This window comes from Ideonella azotifigens, from assembly GCF_021043325.1.
In the GTDB taxonomy this organism is placed as follows: Bacteria; Pseudomonadota; Gammaproteobacteria; order Burkholderiales; family Burkholderiaceae_C; genus Ideonella; species Ideonella azotifigens.
In genome coordinates this window covers 619,299-639,472 of the sequence record NZ_JAJNKD010000002.1, presented here as the reverse complement: position 1 = coordinate 639,472, position 20,174 = coordinate 619,299, and the positions used below count along the sequence as shown (strand labels likewise).

Sequence of the window (20,174 nt, the reverse complement as noted above, 5' to 3'; positions counted from 1 at the left end):
ACGGCGCCGAACCGATTCGACACCCGCGGGCCCTTCGGCCCGCAACCTGTTTCTGAGGGGGTCGCAGGCACCTAGCCTGGCAGCCCTCCGCGTAGAGAAAAATGCCATGAGCGACCCGAAAAAAGCCCCCCAGGACAAGCCCGCCGACGACGGCGTGAGGCAGGGCATCGTGCCGTCGGCCGAAGGCCAGGCCATGGCCACCGGCGCGATGGATTCGGGTGGCTATGGCTCCGATTCGATCCAGATCCTCGAAGGCCTGGAAGCCGTGCGCAAGCGCCCCGGCATGTACATCGGCGACACCTCCGACGGCACCGGCCTGCACCACCTGGTGTTCGAGGTGGTGGACAACTCCATCGACGAAGCGCTGGCCGGCTACTGCGACGACATCGTCGTCACCATCCACACCGACAACTCGATCTCCGTGGTCGACAACGGCCGCGGCATCCCGACCGGCGTCAAGATGGACGACAAGCACGAGCCCAAGCGCTCGGCCGCCGAGATTGCGCTGACCGAGCTGCACGCCGGCGGCAAGTTCAACCAGAACTCGTACAAGGTCTCCGGCGGCCTGCACGGCGTTGGGGTGTCCTGCGTCAACGGCCTGTCCAAGTGGCTGCGCCTGACCGTGCGCCGTGACGGCAAGATGCACTTCATCGAGTTCAAGCAGGGCGTGCCGCAGGATCCACTGATCGAGATGCGCGATGGCATGGCGACCAGCCCGATGCGCATCACCGGCGAGACCGAGAAGCGCGGCACCGAGGTGCACTTTCTGCCGGACACCGAGATCTTCCAGCAGAACAACGAGTTCCACTACGAGATCCTGGCCAAGCGCCTGCGCGAGCTCTCGTTCCTGAACAACGGCGTGAAGATCCGCCTGGTCGACGAGCGCAACAACAAGGAAGACAACTTCGCCTACGCCGGCGGCGTCAAGGGCTTTGTCGAGTTCGTCAACAAGGGCAAGAAGACCCTGCACCCGAACATCTTCCACGCCATCGGCGACAAGACCAGCGACCAGGGCACCAACGTCGGCGTGGAAGTGGCCATGCAGTGGAACGACTCGTTCAGCGAGAACGTGCTCTGCTTCACCAACAACATCCCGCAGCGCGACGGCGGCACCCACCTGACCGGCCTGCGCGCCGCGATGACGCGCGTGCTGAACAAGTACATCGTCGACAACGAACTGGCCAAGAAGGCCAAGGTCGAGGTGAGTGGGGACGACATGCGCGAAGGCCTGGCCTGCGTGGTCTCGGTCAAGGTACCCGAGCCCAAGTTCTCCAGCCAGACCAAGGACAAGCTGGTCTCGTCCGAAGTGCGCGCGCCGGTGGAAGACATCGTCAGCCGCCTGCTCACCGACTGGCTGCTCGAGAACCCGAACGACGCCAAGACCATCTGCGGCAAGATTGTCGACGCCGCGCGCGCCCGCGAAGCCGCCCGCAAGGCCCGCGAAATGACGCGCCGCAAGGGCGTGCTCGACGGCATGGGCCTGCCCGGCAAGCTGGCCGACTGCCAGGAAAAAGACCCGGCGATGTGCGAGATCTACATCGTCGAGGGCGACTCCGCCGGCGGTTCCGCCAAGCAGGGCCGCGACCGGAAGTTCCAGGCCATCCTGCCGCTGCGCGGCAAGATCCTGAACGTCGAGAAGGCCCGCTACGAGAAGCTGCTGTCCAGCCAGGAAATCCTGACGCTGATCACCGCACTCGGCACCGGCATCGGCAAGGGCATGGGCGGGGACGACTTCAACCCCGACAAGCTGCGCTACCACCGCATCATCATCATGACCGACGCAGACGTGGACGGCGCCCACATCCGCACCCTGCTGCTGACCTTCTTCTACCGCCAGATGCCCGAGCTGGTCGAGCGCGGCCACATCTACATCGCCCAGCCGCCGCTCTACAAGGTCAAGCAAGGCAAGCACGAGCAGTACCTGAAGGACGCCCACGAGCTGGACGCCTACCTGCTGAAGGTCGCGCTGGACGGCGCCGCGGTCGACCCCGCCAACGGCCAGCCCCCTATCAACGGCGAGCAGCTGAACGACCTCGCCAACCAGTACGTCACCGCCACCAACGTGATCAACCGCCTGTCCGCCTGGATGGACGTCGAAGCGCTGCGCGCCATCTCCGACGGCCTGGTGCTGGACCTGGACAACCTCGAATCCGCCGAGACCAGCGCGATGGCGCTCAAGGCCGCGCTGCACGACGCCGAAGTCGAAGCCGTCTTCGACGAACGCAGCGACAAGCACCTGCTGCGCATCAGCCGCCGCCACCACGGCAACATCAAGTCCAGCATCATCAGCCCGGACTTCGTGCACGGCGCCGACTACGAAGCCCTGGCCACCGCAGGCCGTACCTTCAAGGGCCTGCTCACCGCCGAAGCGCTGGTCAAGCGCGGCGAAGGCGAACGCCAGAAGGAAACCAAGGCCGGCGACTTCCGCCAGGCCATGGCCTGGCTGATGACGCAGGCCGAAAGCTCGGTCGGCCGCCAGCGCTACAAAGGCCTGGGCGAAATGAACCCCAGCCAGCTCTGGGAAACCACGATGGACCCCACCGTCCGCCGCCTGCTGCGCGTCCAGATCGAAGACGCCATCGAAGCCGACAAGGTGTTCACGATGCTGATGGGCGACGAAGTCGAACCGCGGCGGGATTTCATTGAGACGAATGCGCTGAGGGCGGCGAACATCGACGCTTGACGGCAGCCGCCGCTGCGGCTTGAATCCTGGCATGGGTATCCCACGCTTCATTCAGGAACGCCGCGGCGAAGTCGCCGCGCTTTGCGAACGTCATCGCGCTCGCAAGCTGGAACTGTTCGGCTCTGCCACGCGAGCGGACTTCCAGCCCGAACGCAGCGACCTGGATTTCCTCGTCGAGTGGCCTGACGACTTTCCGCCCGGCGGCTATGCGGCGTCCTTTTTCGGTCTGAAACAGGATCTGGAAATTCTGTTCGCCCGACCGGTGGACCTGCTCACCAACGGGTCCATCGCCAATCCTTACCTGCGCCAGCAGGTCGATTCGGAGCGACTGCCGCTGTATGGCGAGTGACGCCCGCACGTACTTGTGGGATGCGCTCCAGGCGGCCGAACGCGCCATGCGCTTCGCCAACGGGCGTGACTTCGAAAGCTATGTGCAGGACGAATTGCTTCGTTCCGCCGTCGAGCGCCAGCTTGAAATCGTCGGCGAGGCCTTGAACCACTTGCGAAAGCTGGAACCGGCAACTGCTGAACAACTGCCCGAACTTGCGGCAGCAATTGGCCTGCGCAACGTCTTGATCCACGGCTACGCCTCCGTGGACAACCGGCTGGTCTGGGACGTGGTTTCGGCCCATCTGCCAACCTTGGCGGTGCGGCTGCGGACGATGCAGCGGCCGGCGGCAAGCCCGTAGCAGCGAGACTCAAGCCAGCCGGCACGGGTGACTCAGCGCATGGACCACAAAATCGGTGCTGACGAAAGTGAAGGGCAGCGGCAAACAGCGCATCCAGCCATCCGTCATGACCGAAGTCGATCCAGATGTTGGTGTCGCTGATGTAGACGCGCTGCGCGTTCATCGGTTCGTCAGGCGATCAACCCGCCACAGCCTGCGCCACCAGCGCCTCGGCTAACTGCACGTGCTTGGCGCGGGCGGCAGCGATGCTGGCTTTGAGCTGATCGCAGAGGGCGAGGAGTTCGGTGACCTTGGCGACGATGCGGTGCTGGGTTGCCAACGGCGGTAGAGGCACCGGAATGTCTTCCCATTTCGATCTGTTGATGATCGGAGTCGCCGATCCGGTCGCCGCACCCAGGACGGCCTGCTGGAACTCGGGGGAACACATGACAAGAAACACGAAATGTGGGCTTGCCTCGAAGACCGACAGAGAGTTGATCTGCTGATTGAACGCGAGCACCCGATCAGCAATGGCGCACTTACCGATTGACCCGCCGATGCAGACCATAAGCAAATCCCCCGGTCGAGCGACAGTAGAAGAGGCGAGCCCTGTGTCGGACAGCGACTTCTCTCCGGATGAGATCACACCGCCCGGGGTGATTTGGCCCGGCCCGATGAAAGGCGTCGGCCCGTCAAAAGCATCGGTTTGGGTGGTCACCGGCGTACTGCCTGTTGAGGCAACGCCCAGCTGGCCAAGGCGAACCCAGGACCACCCCAAAGGAAGGCGATGCGGCATTTCCTCCCCATCGACCTGCGAAAAGGGCTTCGGCTTTGGCGCCAGTCCGGCGCGCCAAGCCTGCGCACGTGATGCTGCAATTGAATTGATCAACGCTGTGGCGTGGGCATCACTGGGGCCGGTTTCGCAAAGTAGTCCACGAACCGCGAGCTGAATGCTCGTGCGCCGTAACGACTCGACGCTCGTCTCAGTCGTGAACAGCAATGGAAACTGCCCCGCCAACCTCCGCCAACAAGCCTGAAACTCATCCGCATCCCGAGCCTGGGTCAGACTGTCCAGCAGCACCTGCACCAGCCGGGCGTGCGCGGCCTCGGCGTCTTGCTGCCGCGAATCCAGCCGGTCGCACAGGGCCATCAGTTCATCGACCTTGGCGACGATGCGGTGTTGTTCGCCGAGCGGCGGCAGCGGAATCGCGAACTCAGAGAGCTTTGCGACGCTTAGCCCCTCGCGCGAAACACCCACCTGTTCGGCCATCACCGCGTCTTGAACCAGATCGGAGATGAGCACCTTGTGCAGATAGGCCTGCAATTCAAGCAGCGCCGGCCGAACGATCACAACGTGCTGACTGACGTTGCCTCCGTCGAAGTGGCTCGGAACAGCAGCACACCGGCCAATCGACGCACCTGTGATGTTGAAAAGCAGGTCGCCACTGAACACATGGGTGCCGGCCATCTCGCGGTGAATCGAAGTGGGAATGCGCGCTACGTCGCCAAGTCGCAGCCCGTCATTCCATACGTTCTGAGAACGTAAGAACATCACACCCTCCGCGACGTAGACCTGCTTCCCGCCAAGAGGTGTGCTGCCTGCTCCCAGCTTGGTCGTCAGATCACCCAGCCTCATCTGAACCCAGCCGGGGGGAAGCGTGTTCTTTGAGGGCGCGACGGCTGCTCGTGCCTTCAACTTTTCTTTGCGTGATCCACCAACGCTCGCCTTGCGCGATACCACTTGGGAGATCAGTACCTCGACCGAATCGTCCGCAGGATCCTGGGCTACCAACCTCCCACTGACTGCCAAGTCAAGAATGAGGCGCCGGAGCGCGCCCACTCCGCCTGGTGCGTCAGCCAACAGCTGCAGGTTGTCGCTCGCCAATGCCGTCATTCGCCGCGCTCCAGCGCCTCAGCCAGCACCGACTTCAACTGCTCCCGCAGCCCTGCAATCTCCGCCTGCATCTGCGCATATTCCGCCAACAGCACTTCGGGGTCGTGGTTCACCTGCTCGCCCTGGTGCGGGTTCTTGATGTCCAGGTTCCAGCCGCGGGCGGTGATGTCGGCCGCGCTTACTTTCCAGGCGAGTTCATTGCCCTGCCGCGCGGCAAAGCCGTCGGCCTCGCTGCCCCACCAGGCTTCCTCGGCGGCGAACTCTTCCACGCGCATTGGCCGCGTCTTGCTGTAGTTCTTCACGCCTGGCGGGTAAGGATGTTCGTAGAACCACACGTCCTTGGTGGGCCGGCCCTTGGTGAAGAACAGCAGGTTGGTCTTGATGCCGGTGTACGGGTTGAACACGCCGTTGGGCAGCCGCACGATGGTGTGCAGGTCGCACTCGGTCAGCAGCTTTTCCTTGATGCGGCTCTTGATGCCTTCGCCGAACAGGAAACCATCAGGCAGCACCACGGCCGCGCGCCCGCCGTCCTTGAGCAAATGCATGATCAGCACCAGGAACAGATCCGCCGTTTCGCGCGTGCGCCAGGTGGCCGGGAAGTTGGTTTCAATGCCGTCTTCTTCCATGCCGCCAAACGGCGGGTTGGCCACGATGCAGTCCACCCGGTCTTTCGGGCCCCAGCTGATCAGCGGCTTGGCCAGTGTGTTGTCATGCCGGATGTTGCTGGGCACCTCGATGCCGTGCAGGATCATGTTGGTGGTGGCCAGCAAGTGCGGCAGCGGCTTTTTCTCCACGCCGCTGATGCTGGCCTGCAGCACGCGTTCGTCCTCGGGCGTCTTCACGTAGCGGCTGCGCTTGTGCTCGATCGTGCAGGTGAGGAAGCCGCCGGTGCCGCAGGCCGGGTCCATCACCTTCTCGCCCAGCTTCGGATCCACCATGCGCACCATGAACTCGGTGACTGGCCGCGGCGTGTAGAACTCGCCGGCATTGCCGGCCGTCTGCAGGTCGCGCAGCAGCTGCTCGTACATGTCGCCGAAGGCGTGGCGCTCCTGGGCCTTGTTGAAGTCCACCGCCTCCTGGATCTTGTTGAGCACCTGGCGGATCAGCTGCCCGCTCTTCATGTAGTTGTAGGCGTCCTCGAAGACGTTGCGCACCACATACGCCACCGGCGTCTGGCTGTGGCCTTTCACCGGGTCAGTCAGGTTCTGCAGACCGGGGAACAGCTCGTTGTCGATGAAGCTCTTCAGCTCCTCGCCGGTCATGCCTTCAGGGTTGGCGGCCCAGTTGCGCCAGCGGTAGGCCTCGGGCAAGGGCGAGCTGTAGCTGTCGCTCATCAGCTCCCATTCCTGCTCCCGGTCATCCAGGATTTTCAGGAACAGCATCCAGACGAGCTGGCCAATGCGCTGGGCGTCACCGTCGACGCCCACGTCCTTGCGCATGATGTCTTGGATGGATTTGATCGAACTGCTGATGGACATGGGATCGGGGTGGGGATCGGGGTCGGATTTCAAGAAGCGGGCGGCAATGCCCGTGCCGCGCCGCAGCGTGGCGGCGCCATGCTAACCAGCGGAACGCTTCAGGCTTTGCGCAGCTCGTACAGCTGCGCTTCCAGCTCGGCGACGGCCTGCGTGTAGCCGGCCTTGCTGCCAAAGGCCTGCACCAGCTCCATCGGCGCGCCCATCTGGCTGAACGGCGGCAAACGCAGGATTTTCAGGTCTTCGATGGGCTCGATGCCGGTGTCGGCATATTTGTCGAGCAGGGCTTCCAGCACCTGGCGCGCCGCGCCCTGGTACTTGGCGAAGTAGTTGCGCTTCTTGACGTTCTCGGCGCGCTCGCGGCGGGACAGCGGCGGCTGGTCAAAGGCAACGTGGCAGATCAGGTCGAAGGCGTCCAGCGGCTTGCCAAGCTTGGCCTCCACCTCTTCCTGCAGTGCCTCCCACAGCACGCCTTGCGCGGCCAGCTCGTCGATCACCGCCTTCTTCTGCTCGGCGCTGTTCCAGCGGCGCAGGAAGGCATCCATGGTGGCGAACTGCTTGTTCACGCAGCCGCGGGTGTAGTCGCGCAGCGATTCGGTGATGAGCTTGCCGTCTGCACCGTAGTACTGCACCCGCTCAGCCACGATGTGCACGTTCACATCGCCGCCGATGACGTAGCGCTTGCGGCCTTCACCACCACCGCCGTCACCGCCCGTTTCGCCATCGCCGCTGCTGTCGCCGTCCCCCGGCCCGCCTGGCACGCCTTCACCGCCAGGGCCACCGGTCAACTCATCGGGCGGCACCGGTGTTTCGTCTGCCTTGGGCTCGTAGATCTGCACCGGGTCACCGTCAAAGGCGGGGTCGGCAAACAGCTCGGTGGCCTTCTTGAAGTCCATGATCGTGAACCAGAACTTGCCGTAGTCCTCGTTGATGCGGGTGCCGCGGCCGATGATCTGCTTGAACTCGGTCATGGACCGGATGTGCTGGTCCAGCACGATCAGCTTGCAGGTCTGCGCGTCCACGCCGGTGGTCATCAGCTTGCTGGTGGTGGCGATGACGGGGTAGCGGCTCTCGGGGTCGATGAAGTTGTCCAGCTCGGCCTTGCCTTCGGGGTCGTCACCGGTGATGCGCATCACGTACTTGCGGCTCTCGCGCACCCGCTCGGGGTTCAGGTTCACCAGCGCCTGGCGCATGCGCTCGGCGTGGTCGATGTCGTCGCAGAAGACGATGGTCTTCTGGAATGGGTCCGAGGCTTTCAGGAACTCGGTCACCTTCGTCGCCACGGCCTGGGTGCGCATCTCCAGCACCAGCCCACGGTCCATGTCCTTGAGGTTGTAGATGCGATCTTCAATCGGCTGGCCGTGCTTGTCCAGCATGCCCTTGGGCGGGCGCCAGCCCTGCAGGTCACGGTCGAAATCGATGCGCACGACCTTGTACGGCGCCAGGAAGCCGTCTTCAATGCCCTGGCGCAGGCTGTAGGTGTAGACCGGCTCGCCAAAGTAGAAGGTGCTGGAAACATCCTTGGTTTCCTTGGGCGTGGCGGTCAGGCCCACCTGGGTCGCACTGCTGAAGTAGCTCAGGATGTCGCGCCAGGCTGAGTCGTCGGCCGCGCTGCCGCGGTGGCATTCGTCCACCACGATCAGGTCGAAAAACTCGGGCGAGAACTGCTTGTAGATGTTCCTGTCTTCCTCGGCACCGGTAACGGCCTGGTAAAGCGACAGATAGATCTCGTAGCTGGTGTCGATCTTGCGGCCGGCGATCTTGGTCATCGCCGCGCCAAAGGGCTTGAAGTCGTTGTTCTTGGTCTGGTCGACCAGGATGTTGCGGTCGGCCAGGAACAGGATGCGCTTGGCCTGCCGGCTCTTCCAAAGCCGCCAGATGATCTGGAACGCGGTGTAGGTCTTGCCGGTGCCGGTGGCCATCACCAGCAGCACGCGGTCCTGCCCGCGCGCCACCGCCTCCACCGTGCGGTTGATGGCGTTGACCTGGTAGTAGCGCGGCGCACGGCCGGAGCCATCGTCGTAGTAGGGCACCTGGGCCTTGGGCGCCGAGGTGGCGTCCAGCCCGCGCCAGGCGCAAAAGCGTTGCCAAAGTTCGGCGGGACTGGGGAACTGGTCCAGCGACAGGTGGGTTTCAACCAGGGAGCCCGTGCCGCTTCGGTCATGGAAGACAAAGCCATCGCCATTGCTGGTGAACGCGAAGGGCACGTCCAGTGACTCGGCATAGTCCAGCGCCTGCTGCATGCCTTCGCCCGGGCCGTGGGTGTTGTCCTTGGCCTCGATGACGGCGATGGGCAGGTTGGCCTGGTGGTACAGCACGAAGTCGGCCCGCCGGGCCTGGCCCCGTGTGTGCAGCTTGCCACGCACGATGACACGGCCCTTGGTGAAGGTGACCTCCTCGCGCACCTGCCGCCGAATGTCCCACCCGGCCTGCGCAATGGCAGGCGCAATGAACTTGGTGCAGATGTCCCGTTCGGATAACGATTTCTTGTCCACCCTTCGTCCCCCTGGATGCATTCTGAATGCATTTACATCCAGTTGCAGGGCCCATCGGTTCCTTTGGTGAGGCGAAGGCCGCGATGGCGCAATGTGTCGCTCAACGCATTTCGCAATAGAACCATCAAGACGCCATTTGGTCCTGCCGGAATTTCAGGGAGCACCGCCATGCGCTGCTCATCTCAAGCCAAGCCCATCGGCCAAGCCCATCGGCGACCTCAAGGCCAATGCCGCCGAAGTGTTGGCGCGACCGGCGGAGCAGCGAGAACCCTTGCTCATCACGCAAAACAGTGAGGCCAAGGACGTGCTGCAGGACGTCGCCTCGTTCGAGGAGACCCAGGAGACCTTGGCGCGGCTGGATATCCTCGCACTGGGCAACCAGGACGTGGCGACAGGCAAGGTAGCACCGGCCGCTCGCGCGTCTTCTCGAGTTCCTCGGGCCGGATGTGAAGCGGCATGCCTGGGAGTGCTCATGATGAATGCTTGATCGCCAGCAAGCCCTGGTTGCCCCGCTGGGTGTCCACTGCCGCCAGCGGGTGTGCCGCAATTGGCGCGCTGGCGCAAGGAGGATCCGTGCGCGTGCTGGTGGTCGAGGATGACGCGCTGCTGCGCGACACGCTCAAGCGCGATCTGGAGCGCAGCGGCTTCGCCGTTGACGTCGCCGCTGACGGCGTGGACGGCGAGTTCCTCGGCGCCAGCGAGACGTACGACGCGGTGGTGCTCGATCTCGGCCTGCCACGACTGTCCGGGCTGGAGGTGCTGCGGCGCTGGCGCAGCGCTGGGCACCTCATGCCGGTCATTGTGCTGACCGCGCGCGACCAATGGCACGAGCGCGTGGCCGGACTCAAGGCCGGGGCGGACGACTACCTCGGCAAGCCTTTTCATCTCGAAGAACTGCTTGCTCGCCTGCAGGCGCTGCTCAGGCGCGGCGGTGCCGGGCATCCCCCTCGGCTGAGCCGGGAGGGCGTGGAGCTCGACCAGGAACACCAGGCGGCGATCGTCGATGGCGTGCGGACCGAGCCGCTGACGGCGCTGGAGTTCCGGTTGCTGCGCTACCTGATGGTCCACAGCGGCCAGGTGGTGTCCAAGTCGACGCTAGGCGACCACGTCTACGAGCGCGACATGGACCCCGACAGCAACGTCATTGAGGTCTACATCAACCGGCTGCGCCGCAAGATCGGCAAGGACCTGATCCGCACGCGACGCGGCCAGGGCTACGTGTTCGACGGAACGCCATGACCTCGCTGCGCCGGCGGCTGCACCGGGTCGTGATCGTGCTGGTCATTGGTTTGCTCAGCCAGTGGCTCATCGCCGACCGGATGATCGTCCATGTCGACGAGAGCGAAATGGCCACCCGGCTGCAACACGACGCCGATTCGCTGGCGTCAGCGATCACCGTCCGTCCGGACCAGGGCGTCAGCGTGGACTTCTCGCGGGTCGGCCAGATCTACGGGCGCCCGGGCTCCGGCCACTACTTCGTGCTGCGCTCCGCACGCACGGCGCTCGTTTCGCCGTCCTTCGGCGACGCGCGGCCCTTCGCCTTGCCGGCCGCCGCGAGCGAATCGGTCACGCGTGTGGAAGGGCCGTTCGGGCAGCCGCTGCTGGTGCTGGTGCGCCGCCTGCAGTTGGGCGATGCGGTGATCGACATGGCCGTGGGCGAGGACCTCAGCGCGCTGCAGGCGCAGCTGCTGGCGTTTCGCCTGCTGTTCCTCGCCGCGTCGGTTGCCATCCTGTTGGCATCGGCGGCCATCCAGCGCCTGGAGATCCTGCGCGCGCTGCACTCCGTGGAACAGGCGCGCGACGCCATCCTCCGGCTGCCGAAGGGCATCGCGCCGGTTGACACCACGGATGCGCCCGAGGAGATCCGGCCGCTGCTGGAGGAAATTGATCGGCTCATGGGCTTCGTCGAGCGACGCCTGCACGAATCGCGCACCGCCATCGGCAACCTCTCGCACGCCGTGAAAACGCCGCTGGCCGGGCTGCTGAGGCTGACGGAGGATCCGCTGTTCGATGCGCACCCCGATCTGCGGCAGGCGCTGCACGAGCAGATCGAGGCCATCCGAGTACGCATCGAGCGCGAGCTGACGCGCGCACGCATCGCCGGCGACCGGCGCTCAGGCCCGGGCTTCGATGCCCGCGCCGAACTGCCGGCCCTCGTGCAGATGCTGGCGCGCATCCACCACGGCAAGACGCTCGACATCCGCTGGCAGGCCCCCGAGCGGGTGCTGCCCTTCGATCGCGAGGACCTGCTCGAGGTGATCGGCAACCTCGCGGACAACGCCTGCAAGTGGGCCGCATCGCGGGTGCGCATCGTGATCGAGGCGGGCGATGGGCTGTGCATCGTCGTTGCCGACGACGGCCCGGGTTGCGCACCGGACCTGCTGGACACGCTGGGGGCACGCGGCCTGCGCGCCGACGAAACCCGGCCGGGCCACGGCATCGGCCTGGCCATCGTGCGAGACATTGCCGATGCGGCCGGTGGCAGCCTGCTGTTTCGCCCCTCGGCATCGCTCGGCGGGCTGGAGGTAGAGGTCCGGCTGCCCCGTTGACGAAGCCGGCGCCGCCCGTTCAGCTTGAACTTAGCCTTGCCCTCTACAAACGCGGCATGACGTCCCCTTCTGCGGACGCCCGGGCATTCAACACGAGGCATCGCACATGCAATCCAGACAGCTTCTGCTCACCGCCGCGGCCGCGTTCATCGCGGCCGGGACGGCCACATCGGCCTTCGCCGCCTCCATTCAAGTCGGCAAGAGCGGCAAGACATTCACCTCCAGCGCGGTCCAGTGCAGCGCCCACCCGGACACCGGCGTGACGGCGCCGATGGTGCAGGCCGGCCTTTACAACCCCAAAGCCAGCGCGAGCGCCACCGTGGCGCTCAACGGGACCCGGCTCAAGACGGTGGTGGCCACCGACCCCGTTGCCGACGTCTGGCTCGCCGATGGCAACAACACCGTCGTCGTCGCACTCAACAAGAGGCTGGCGGACACGTATGCCTTCGCGGTGACCCCGGGGCAGTGCAGCCTGCCAGACACCTCGGGCAACACCTTCAGCGCTGACGGCACGCTCGAATACGCCGCCAGCAGCAAGTCGTACGCGACCGTGACGCCAGGGTGTGCTCAGAATCCTGGCACCGGCCAGCTGCAGCCGTACGTGAACTTGTTCGACAACGGCGGCTACCTGCTCAACGTGTCGGTCAACAACATCCCGCTGACGCAGTTGAGCGCCCAGAGACCCCACACGCCGGTTTTCCTCAGAGCGGGCGTGAACGTCATCTCTGCGGCCAACGGCAGCCTGTCCACCGACTACTACATTCGTGACGGTGGCAACGGCCAGTGCGCGCTCTGAACCCAAGCTGCGCCTGCCTCGCATCGAGGCGTTCGCGCAGTGCCTCTGCGACTGCGTCATGCCTTCGAGCCGCTGCAACGCTTGCGCCACGGCCCCCTGGGCGGCCGGCCGGAGTTACCGGCAGCTCAGCGCGTGTATGCCTGCCCTTCGGTGACCTTGTACGACCACGGCAGATCCGCGTTCTTCCAGCCGTTCACATCCCGCCGGCCAGTCGGCCCCATGTCGCCCTCAAAGCCGTCCACCACCGAATACACCTTGGTGTAGCCCGCCTCCTGCAGCAGGTTGGCGGCGCGGGAGGAGCGGTCGCCGGAGCGGCAGATCAGGATGACGGCGTCGGTCTTGCTGTCGTTCATGCGGGCGGCGAGCGCGGCCACGGCGCTGACGAAGTCGGAGTTGGGCGACATCGCGTAGCGGTTGTTCTTCTTGTCCCAGCTGACCGGGTCGTCCAGCTCCATGTAGGGAATGTTCTGGTCGGTGACCAACGGGGTGCCGAGGAATTGGAACTCGCCCTTGGTGCGAATGTCGATGAACAGCACGTGCGCGCCGCCCTCGGTCTTCATCTTGTAGGCCTCGGGCGCGGAGAGGTAGAGGCCGAGCTTGCTCTGCTTGGCTTCGGGCAGCTTGCTGACGTCCACCGGCTGGTAGCCGCCCGCAAAGGCGGAGGCCACGGACAGGACCGCGGCCAGGCAAAGGATCGCTTTCTTCATGTGCTTTCTTCCCACGCTCCGACGGATCGAAGCATCCTCTTGGTTGATGTTCGCGGCGCGGAGCGCCTTGGCGCCTGGCCGCAGGTGAGAGAGCCACCCACGTTGCAGGCGTCGCGTGAACGCCGCCCGAAAGAGGTCCCGACGAGCCTCTCCGCCCATACTGCTGGGCGCCAACAAGATGTGCAGCGACGATAGCGCCCGGGGCCCAAGGTGAGCGAGCGCCCCGGTGTGACAGTGGGCCGGTCGCAACAGCTGGGGCAAGTCCGGAGCGCCTTGGCGGCTCACCTCATCTGCCTGACACAGCGGCCCTTGCTTGACGCCGGCCTCCGCGCCCGGCGAGACTGCCGCCTTCATTTCCCAGCCGCGCGTCCTCACGAGGGACGCCGCCACTTCATGCCCCGTCGTCCCCCCCTGCTGCGCACCCTGTGCGCCACCGCTGCCGTCCTGGCCCTGTCCGCCGCCGCCTTCCCCGGCCTCGCTGCCGAAGGCGACAAGCCCGCCACTCGGGTGCGTGGCGAGATTCCTGCCGAATACCGCTGGGATTTCACGGCCATCTACGCCAACTGGGCCGCATGGGACGCCGACATGCAGCGCATGGAAGCCTTGATGGCGGACTTCGGCAAGCTGCAGGGCAGCTTGAAAAAGGGCCCGGCGGCGCTGCTGAAGGCCTACCAGACGATGGACGAGATCGGCAAGCTGCAGACCAAGCTGTACGCCTACCCGCAGTTGCAGAAGGATGCCGACGGGCGGGACCAGGAAGTGGCCGGCCGCTTCCAGCGCGCGCTGGCGGTGTTCGCCAGGTTCGACGCGGCTTCGGCCTGGTTCCAGCCGGAACTGCTGACGCTGCCACAGGCCAAGGTGAAGGGCTGGCTGGCCGCCACGCCGGCGCTCAAGCCCTACGCCTTCGGCATCACCGACAGCTTCCGCAAGCAGGCGCATGTGCTGGACGCCAAGGGCGAGCAGCTGCTCTCGCTGGCCGGCCCGGTCGGCCGCGCCAGCATGAACGCCTATGACGAGCTGAGCACTTCCGACATCAAGTTCCCGACCATCACCACCAGCGACGGCCAGAGCGTGCTGTTGAGCCCGGGCAACTACCAGGGCCTGCTGTCGAAAAACGCCAACCAGGCCGACCGCGCCAAGGCCGCCGCGGCCCACGTGGGCACCTATGGCGCCCAGGCCAACACCTATGCCGCGATCTACGCCGGCATCCTGCAGCGCGACTGGTTCAACGCCCAGGCGCGCAAGTTCCCCACCACGCTGGACGCTGCTTTGAGCGACAACAACGTGCCGCGCAGCGTGGTCGAGACGCTGGTGGCAACCACCCGCGCCGGCACCGCGCCGCTGCAGCGCTACGCCAGGCTGCGCAAGCAGCTGATGGGCCTGGGCGAATACCACCTGTACGACAGCTCGCGCCCGCTGTTCGCCAGCAGCGAGAGCTATCCATACAAGAAGGCGCTGGGCCTGGTGCTGGAGTCGGTTGCGCCGCTGGGCGAGGACTATGTGCAGCGCTACAAGAAGTTCATGACCGGCGGCCGCATCGACGTCTATGAAAACGAAGGCAAGCGCAGCGGTGCCTACAGCGCCGGCGTGTACGGCGTGGGCCCGTTCCAGCTGCTGAACTACAACGACACCATGGACGCGGCCTTCGTGCTGGCCCACGAGGGCGGCCACGCGATGCACACCGTGCTGGCCTACGAGACCCAGCCTTACAGCACCGCCGAATACACCATCTTCGTCGCCGAGGTGGCCTCCACCACCAACGAGCGCTTCCTGCTCGAAACCCTGCTGAAGAAGACCACCGACCCGAAAGAGCGCTTCCTGCTGCTGCAGCACGCCGTGGACAGCATCATCGGCACCTTCTACACCCAGGTGCTGTTTGCCGACTTCGAGCTGCAGGCGCACCAGTTGGTCGAGAAGGGCGAGCCGGTCACCACCGAGGTGCTGAACAAGCTCTACGCCGGCCTGCTGAAGACCTACTACGGCGACGCCGTGACGGTGGACGACTTCTACCAGTGGACCTGGGCCCGCATCCCGCACTTCTTCCACTCGCCGTACTACGTCTACCAGTACGCCACCTGCTTCGCCTCCTCGGCCCAGCTGTTCAAGGGCATGACGACCGGCACCGAAGAGGCCAAGAAGGCTGCCACCGCCCGCTACCTGAACATGCTCAAGGCGGGCGGCAGCGACCACCCGATGGCCGAACTCAAGCAGGCCGGCGTGGACCTGACCCAGCGCGCCACGGTGCAGGCCGTGGTGGACCAGCTGGACGCGCTGGTCTCGCAGATGGAAGTGGAAGCGGCGAAGATTCCGCGCTGAGCGGGGTCAGCGCGCGTAGGCCATGCCGTCTTCCCAGGCGACGGCCATCTCGCCCAGCAGCCCCGGCGGCACCCGCGTGTCGCCGCGGGCTTCGGCCAGCACCTCGGCCATTGCGGCAGCAATGCGCTGCAGCACCTGCGCCGGTTGGCTCACCTCGCAGACCTTGCGGCCGAACTGGATCAGCTCTTCGGTCGTCGGATAGGCCTTGCCGCGGTGCCGGCCTGCGAACAGCTTCAGTGCCAGCGTGCGGTCCTCCAGCTCGGGGCCGCCCTCGTAGCGGGTGTAGCGGTAGATGGCGGTGGTCACCACGTCGAACATCGGCGCCAGCCAGGCCTCTCGCGTCGAGCGGTAGAGCACGCCGAAGTTCTTCAGGTGCCCGTCGCCATTGCGCACCATCACCGTGAAGGCGACCTGCTCGAAGAAGCGGTGCAAGCTATCGCGCGGCAGCTGCAACTGCTTCAGCAGCTCGGCCACGCGCTGGTAGCTGCCCTGGTACTTGCGGTCCGACAGCACGTCACGCACCCGCAGCCCGGCCAATGCGGCGATGTCCTCGAAACCCAGACGCTCGATGCGCCCGTCGGGCTGGACCACGAGGTCGAAGCGGTCCAGCACCAGCATCTGGCCATCGTCCGACAGCTCGAAAACGGGTGTGGCAATGCCCGCCCGCTGCGCGGCCTTGAGACACAGGTATTCGTTGGCAGCGAGGCCTGGGTAGGCAGGACTGGCCGCCTTGACGATCAAGGACGGTACCGGCACCTTGGGCCGCTCGGGCACCATGATCTTGGGCTGCATGCCGGCAATGCCGGCGCCGGTGCTGAGGTAGGCGCGCACCAGCTCGTCGAACACCTTGGGCGTGTAGGCCGTCTTCAGCAGCGTCGCGCGGTCCATGGCCGGCGCGGGCAGCGTGGGTTCGGCGCCGGGCAATGCGTAACCCAGGCGGCCAATGCCGTTGGCACCGACCAGCGCCAGCAAATGCATCGGCGTCATCGGCTGCTTCGGGAACAAGGCCCGCAGCCGCATGAACAGATCGCCCTCGGGCAGGTTCTGGTCCATCACCGCGAACAGGTCGCCATCCTGCCAGGTGGCTTGCTCGCTGGCGGGCATCAGCAGCGCCACGACGGGTTGGTCCGGCCGCGGATCCAGGTAGCGGTATTCGTAAACCGAGCGCTTGATCAACTGGCCAGCGGCCGTGCCATTGATGGCCACCGCCAGCTCCCGGACCTTTTCAGGCAGCATCGCTGCTGTCCTCGTCGTCGTTGAAGCGCGCCGCCACCTCCTGGGCCGACGGCATGCCCACCTTCTCGACGCGCAACGCCAGCCCCAGCGCAGAGAGCACGGCCAGCAGCGAAGACACGGTGACGTCCTCGCCGTCTTCCAGCCGATAGATCACCTCGCGCACCTTGCCAGCGCGTTGGGCCAGATCCTTCTTGCTCAGGCCGGCAGCCTCGCGCCGGGCCTTGAGCAGGCGGCCCAGTTCGTCCGGCAGGCGAATCGTGTCAGTCATAACTGGCATATTGGCACGAAATGACTGAGTGTGCACGCCATGACTGACACTGCACTCCTCAATCCCGCGCCTCGTCGCCCGAATCCTGCGCCGCAACCGTCGCAGCGCAAATAAATGGGGTCAGAGTCAATTTATCCAGGAGATGACGGCCGCGCCACCCAAGGGTCGTAAGGATAAATTGACTCTGACCCCATTTATTTGAACCACGGTCGGGACTGCGCAACCCAAGCCCGTCAAAGTCCTGGCTTAGTCCAGCGCCAGCACCTCGTCGCCCTCACCGGGCTCACAGGCCGCGCCCAGCGGCGACCAGCCGCGGTGCACCACCACGCGCGTGCCGGCATGACACAGCTCCACGCGCTGGACCTGCGGCGCGTTGTCGCGCACCAGGCCTTCGATGGAAGCCGGCATGCTGACGCGGTAGATGCGGCTCTCCGCTTCTTCGGTCGGATGGTCGTCGTCGTGCACAAACGGAATGAAGGGCTTGACCAGCGCCAGCCAGGGCGCGCTGGCGTCCATCAGCGTGGGCGTATAGCCGTGGCCGGACAGCCAGGCCTGGGCGCGCTCGCGCGGCTGCTCGGGCTGCAGCGCGACCGGGCCCCAGGCGGCAGCCAGCAGCTCGGCCACCCACTGGTTGCAGTTCTGGTAGCGGGTGCTGAAGGGGAAGGCGTTGGCGCTGTAGTCGGCGCCCAGCAGGCGCAAGGCCTCGGCGTTGCTCAGCGCCAGGCGCGCAAGCACTTCGGCCTGTTCGGGCGTGGGCAGCAGCAGCGAGACATAGCCTTCATCGGGCTTGTCGGTGCCGGAGATGAAGCCGGCCACGCCCTGGTCGAACAGGCGTGGCATCTTCTCGTCGCAGGCGTAGTACAGCTGGCGCACCGACCACGGGCCGTTGGCGCTGTCGGCCAAGGCCACGCCGGTGTGCGAATAGCGCTGGCCGAAGCGCTCGAGGTTCTGGCCGGAGCGGGCGATGATGGCCGCACTGCTGCCTGACTGCTGCAGCACCTGCCGCACCACCGCGGCGAAGCGGAACATGCGGTCCTGCTGCGCGCCGTTCAGGTCGGCCGGCAGGTCGCAGAACTGCAGCGAGCTGGCGCTGGCCGTGCCCGCCAGCAGGATCAGGCACGCGCCAGGCAGTGCGCCCCAGGAACCTCGCGTCAAGGCGTCAAAGCGTGACCGGGCGGCTGGGCAGCTCGTTCAGCCAGGCATCTTCGACGACCAGGAAAAACGCTTCGTTGCTGGCGGCCACCGCGAACTGCGTGCCGTAGGGACGGGGCGTGGCGGTGATGACGTCGCCCGAGCCGAGCTGGGCGCGCGCCAGCGTCAACTGCGGCAGCTCCAGCGTCAGCGTCTCGCCGTCACGGTCCAGCGACTTCAGCGCCAGCTGCACGCGGCCCGGCTGGCCGGCCACAGCCAGCACCTGCTGGATCTCGTAGTGGCCGTTGGCGGCCTGGCGGTCGTTGGACGAGGAGTTGCTCGAACCGCGGAAAGAGTCGGACACGCTGCCCACCGAGTCGGACGCCGCCGACGACGCGGAAGACGTGAAGCTGCCCGCGTGCGCCGGCATCCAGGCGACCAGGGTGGCGGCCGACAGCGCGGCAAGGGTTCGGGCAAACATCGTCATTCGGCTCTCCGGGAAGAAGGCCGCAAGCATAGCGGTTCCAGGTGAACGCTTGACCACGCACAGCACGCGCTGGTGACCGTCCGTGACAATCACGCGTCCCGTCTTCGCCACCCGGTTCCGCCGCCATGCTGCCCTTCCGCCCCCCGCGCCCCCCCGGCCATGTCGCCAAGCCAGCCCGCCCCGCGGTGGATGTCGAACGCCTGCTGGCGCAGGGCCGCGAGCTGCATGCGCAGGGCCGGCTGAAGGACGCGTTTTCGCGCTACCAGGCCATCCTGGCCGCCGAGCCGGCGCATGCCGAAGCGCTGCACCTCGCCGGCGTCTGCTACCTGGGCCTGGGCATGCCCGACATCGGCATCGCCTTCCTGCGCGACGCCATCGCCAAGCATCCGGACGCCGCCGACTACCGCGTCAACCTGGCCGCCGCGCTCGCCCGCCAGGGCCAGTTGGCCGACGCCGCGGCTGAGCTTGCGCAAGCCTGCACGCTGCGCCCGGAAGACGCCGAAGCCCGCGCCGAACTGGCCGGCCTGCAACAGGCGCTGGGCCAAGCCGCCGAAGCCGAAGCCAGCTACCAACAGGCGATCAACACCGGCCCGGCACGCGCCGAATGGCACGAAGCACTGGCCCGTCTGCAGTACCAGCGCTGGGCGGCAAACGAAGCACTGGCCAGCGCCGAAAGCGCCTACGCACTTTCAGACACCGCACGCCAGCGCCTCACGCTGGGCTTTGTGCAACCCGGCCTCGCCATGCCGCGCCCTGCCGCCGCGCCCTTGCTGCGCGCCGCGCCCGGCCTGGACCTGGCCGCGCTGGAGGCTGCTGCCGCCGAGCGCGACCTGCTGGTCATCGACGATTTCCTGCCCGACCCGCTGGCCTTCCGCGCCCAGGCCCTGGCGCTGTGCGAACAAGCCGCAACCTACCAGCAAGGCGCAAACTTCCCCGGCGTTCAGACCCCGCCGAAGCCCTGCATGGACGCGATGCAGCGCATCGCCGACTGGCTGGGCCAGCCGCTGAAATGGGACTCGCCAGACACCGGCGCCTTGCGCGCCAGCCTGGCCTCGGACGCCGCACGCGCCGACGTGCATGTCGACAGCCCGACGCAGCCGCACATCTACGGCGGCGTGCTCTACCTCAGCCTGCCCGAGCACTGCCAGGGCGGCACCAGCTTCTACCGCCACCGCGCCACCGGCTGGGTCGGCCGGCCAGACGCCGCCACGCTGAAGGCCGGCGGCTACGCCAGCTTCCTGGACTTCCAGAAGCGCCACCTGCCGCCCAACCGCAAGCAGAGCTTTGCCGACTGGGAACGCCAGCGCGACGCGACCTGGGAGTGGCTGTTCGAAATCCCCATGCGCTTCAACCGCCTGATCGTCTTCCGCAGCGACTTTTTCCACGCGATCAGCGGCCTGTTCGGCGACTCACTGGCCAACGGCCGGCTGGTCCAGCTGTTTCACTTCGAAGGGCAGCGCTGAATTCAA

At 66.0% G+C, this 20,174-nt stretch carries 17 protein-coding genes; 9 read left to right on the top strand and 8 right to left on the bottom strand.

What is annotated here, in order from left to right; translation table 11 throughout:
• Window positions 1-193 precede the first annotated feature (193 nt).
• From gyrB to LRH25_RS07535, 3 genes are read left to right on the top strand one after another with little or no spacing between them, the layout of a single operon-like run.
• Window positions 194-2,683: a DNA topoisomerase (ATP-hydrolyzing) subunit B gene (gyrB, locus tag LRH25_RS07545; protein WP_141285243.1), complete on the top strand. Its 2,490-nt coding sequence runs from the start codon at window positions 194-196 to the stop codon at window positions 2,681-2,683.
• A gap of 31 nt (window positions 2,684-2,714) precedes the next feature.
• Entirely contained in the window at window positions 2,715-3,032 is a 318-nt protein-coding gene (locus LRH25_RS07540) for a nucleotidyltransferase family protein (RefSeq protein ID WP_211361292.1), read from the top strand.
• Window positions 3,022-3,372 (top strand): HepT-like ribonuclease domain-containing protein, encoded by a 351-nt coding sequence (locus tag LRH25_RS07535; protein WP_141285217.1) that lies wholly within the window; start codon window positions 3,022-3,024, stop codon window positions 3,370-3,372. Before LRH25_RS07540 ends, LRH25_RS07535 begins: the two co-directional genes overlap by 11 nt.
• Window positions 3,373-3,550: 178 nt before the next feature.
• Here LRH25_RS07535 and LRH25_RS07530 read toward each other — a convergent pair whose 3' ends face one another.
• The 3 genes from LRH25_RS07530 to hsdR form a co-directional block, all read right to left on the bottom strand.
• Window positions 3,551-5,245, bottom strand: coding sequence for a restriction endonuclease subunit S (locus LRH25_RS07530; protein ID WP_141285219.1), 1,695 nt, complete (start codon window positions 5,243-5,245; stop codon window positions 3,551-3,553).
• Window positions 5,242-6,723 carry a type I restriction-modification system subunit M gene (locus LRH25_RS07525; RefSeq protein WP_141285221.1) on the bottom strand — a complete coding sequence of 494 codons (1,482 nt, stop codon included), beginning with the start codon at window positions 6,721-6,723 and terminating at the stop codon, window positions 5,242-5,244. Before LRH25_RS07525 ends, LRH25_RS07530 begins: the two co-directional genes overlap by 4 nt.
• 98 nt (window positions 6,724-6,821) lie before the next feature.
• Window positions 6,822-9,215, bottom strand: a complete 2,394-nt coding sequence (hsdR, locus tag LRH25_RS07520; protein WP_141285223.1) for an EcoAI/FtnUII family type I restriction enzme subunit R — start codon at window positions 9,213-9,215, stop codon at window positions 6,822-6,824.
• A 136-nt stretch (window positions 9,216-9,351) separates the two neighbouring features.
• Here hsdR and LRH25_RS07515 point away from each other — a divergent pair, with 136 nt between their 5' ends.
• From LRH25_RS07515 to LRH25_RS07500, 4 genes are all read left to right on the top strand, one after another.
• The gene (locus LRH25_RS07515) at window positions 9,352-9,702 is read left to right on the top strand and encodes a type II toxin-antitoxin system prevent-host-death family antitoxin (RefSeq protein ID WP_375140555.1); all 351 of its coding nucleotides are present in this window, start codon (window positions 9,352-9,354) and stop codon (window positions 9,700-9,702) included.
• 86 nt (window positions 9,703-9,788) lie between these two features.
• On the top strand, window positions 9,789-10,454 hold the full coding sequence (locus LRH25_RS07510; RefSeq protein ID WP_141285247.1) for a response regulator transcription factor: 666 nt from the start codon (window positions 9,789-9,791) through the stop codon (window positions 10,452-10,454).
• Window positions 10,451-11,764, top strand: a complete 1,314-nt coding sequence (locus tag LRH25_RS07505; RefSeq protein ID WP_141285227.1) for a sensor histidine kinase — start codon at window positions 10,451-10,453, stop codon at window positions 11,762-11,764. The genes LRH25_RS07510 and LRH25_RS07505 overlap by 4 nt, the downstream gene beginning before the upstream one ends.
• Window positions 11,765-11,870: 106 nt before the next feature.
• Window positions 11,871-12,560: a hypothetical protein gene (locus LRH25_RS07500; RefSeq protein WP_141285229.1), complete on the top strand. Its 690-nt coding sequence runs from the start codon at window positions 11,871-11,873 to the stop codon at window positions 12,558-12,560.
• Between the two features lie 125 nt (window positions 12,561-12,685).
• Here LRH25_RS07500 and LRH25_RS07495 read toward each other — a convergent pair whose 3' ends face one another.
• Window positions 12,686-13,267 carry a rhodanese-like domain-containing protein gene (locus LRH25_RS07495; RefSeq protein WP_141285231.1) on the bottom strand — a complete coding sequence of 194 codons (582 nt, stop codon included), beginning with the start codon at window positions 13,265-13,267 and terminating at the stop codon, window positions 12,686-12,688.
• 393 nt (window positions 13,268-13,660) lie between these two features.
• Between LRH25_RS07495 and pepF the strand changes: the two genes are divergently transcribed.
• Entirely contained in the window at window positions 13,661-15,583 is a 1,923-nt protein-coding gene (gene pepF, locus LRH25_RS07485) for an oligoendopeptidase F (RefSeq protein ID WP_141285233.1), read from the top strand.
• A gap of 6 nt (window positions 15,584-15,589) precedes the next feature.
• Here the strand turns inward: pepF and LRH25_RS07480 are convergent, their stop codons facing one another.
• From LRH25_RS07480 to LRH25_RS07465, 4 genes are all read right to left on the bottom strand, one after another.
• Window positions 15,590-16,819, bottom strand: coding sequence for a type II toxin-antitoxin system HipA family toxin (locus tag LRH25_RS07480; protein WP_141285235.1), 1,230 nt, complete (start codon window positions 16,817-16,819; stop codon window positions 15,590-15,592).
• Window positions 16,809-17,087, bottom strand: a complete 279-nt coding sequence (locus LRH25_RS07475) for a helix-turn-helix domain-containing protein (RefSeq protein WP_141285237.1) — start codon at window positions 17,085-17,087, stop codon at window positions 16,809-16,811. Before LRH25_RS07475 ends, LRH25_RS07480 begins: the two co-directional genes overlap by 11 nt.
• A 246-nt stretch (window positions 17,088-17,333) precedes the next feature.
• The gene (locus LRH25_RS07470) at window positions 17,334-18,242 is read right to left on the bottom strand and encodes a DUF2145 domain-containing protein (protein WP_141285239.1); all 909 of its coding nucleotides are present in this window, start codon (window positions 18,240-18,242) and stop codon (window positions 17,334-17,336) included.
• A 4-nt stretch (window positions 18,243-18,246) separates the two neighbouring features.
• Window positions 18,247-18,705: a hypothetical protein gene (locus LRH25_RS07465; protein ID WP_141285241.1), complete on the bottom strand. Its 459-nt coding sequence runs from the start codon at window positions 18,703-18,705 to the stop codon at window positions 18,247-18,249.
• A 125-nt stretch (window positions 18,706-18,830) separates the two neighbouring features.
• Here LRH25_RS07465 and LRH25_RS07460 point away from each other — a divergent pair, with 125 nt between their 5' ends.
• On the top strand, window positions 18,831-20,168 hold the full coding sequence (locus tag LRH25_RS07460) for a DUF6445 family protein (protein ID WP_231010587.1): 1,338 nt from the start codon (window positions 18,831-18,833) through the stop codon (window positions 20,166-20,168).
• Window positions 20,169-20,174: the final 6 nt, after the last annotated feature.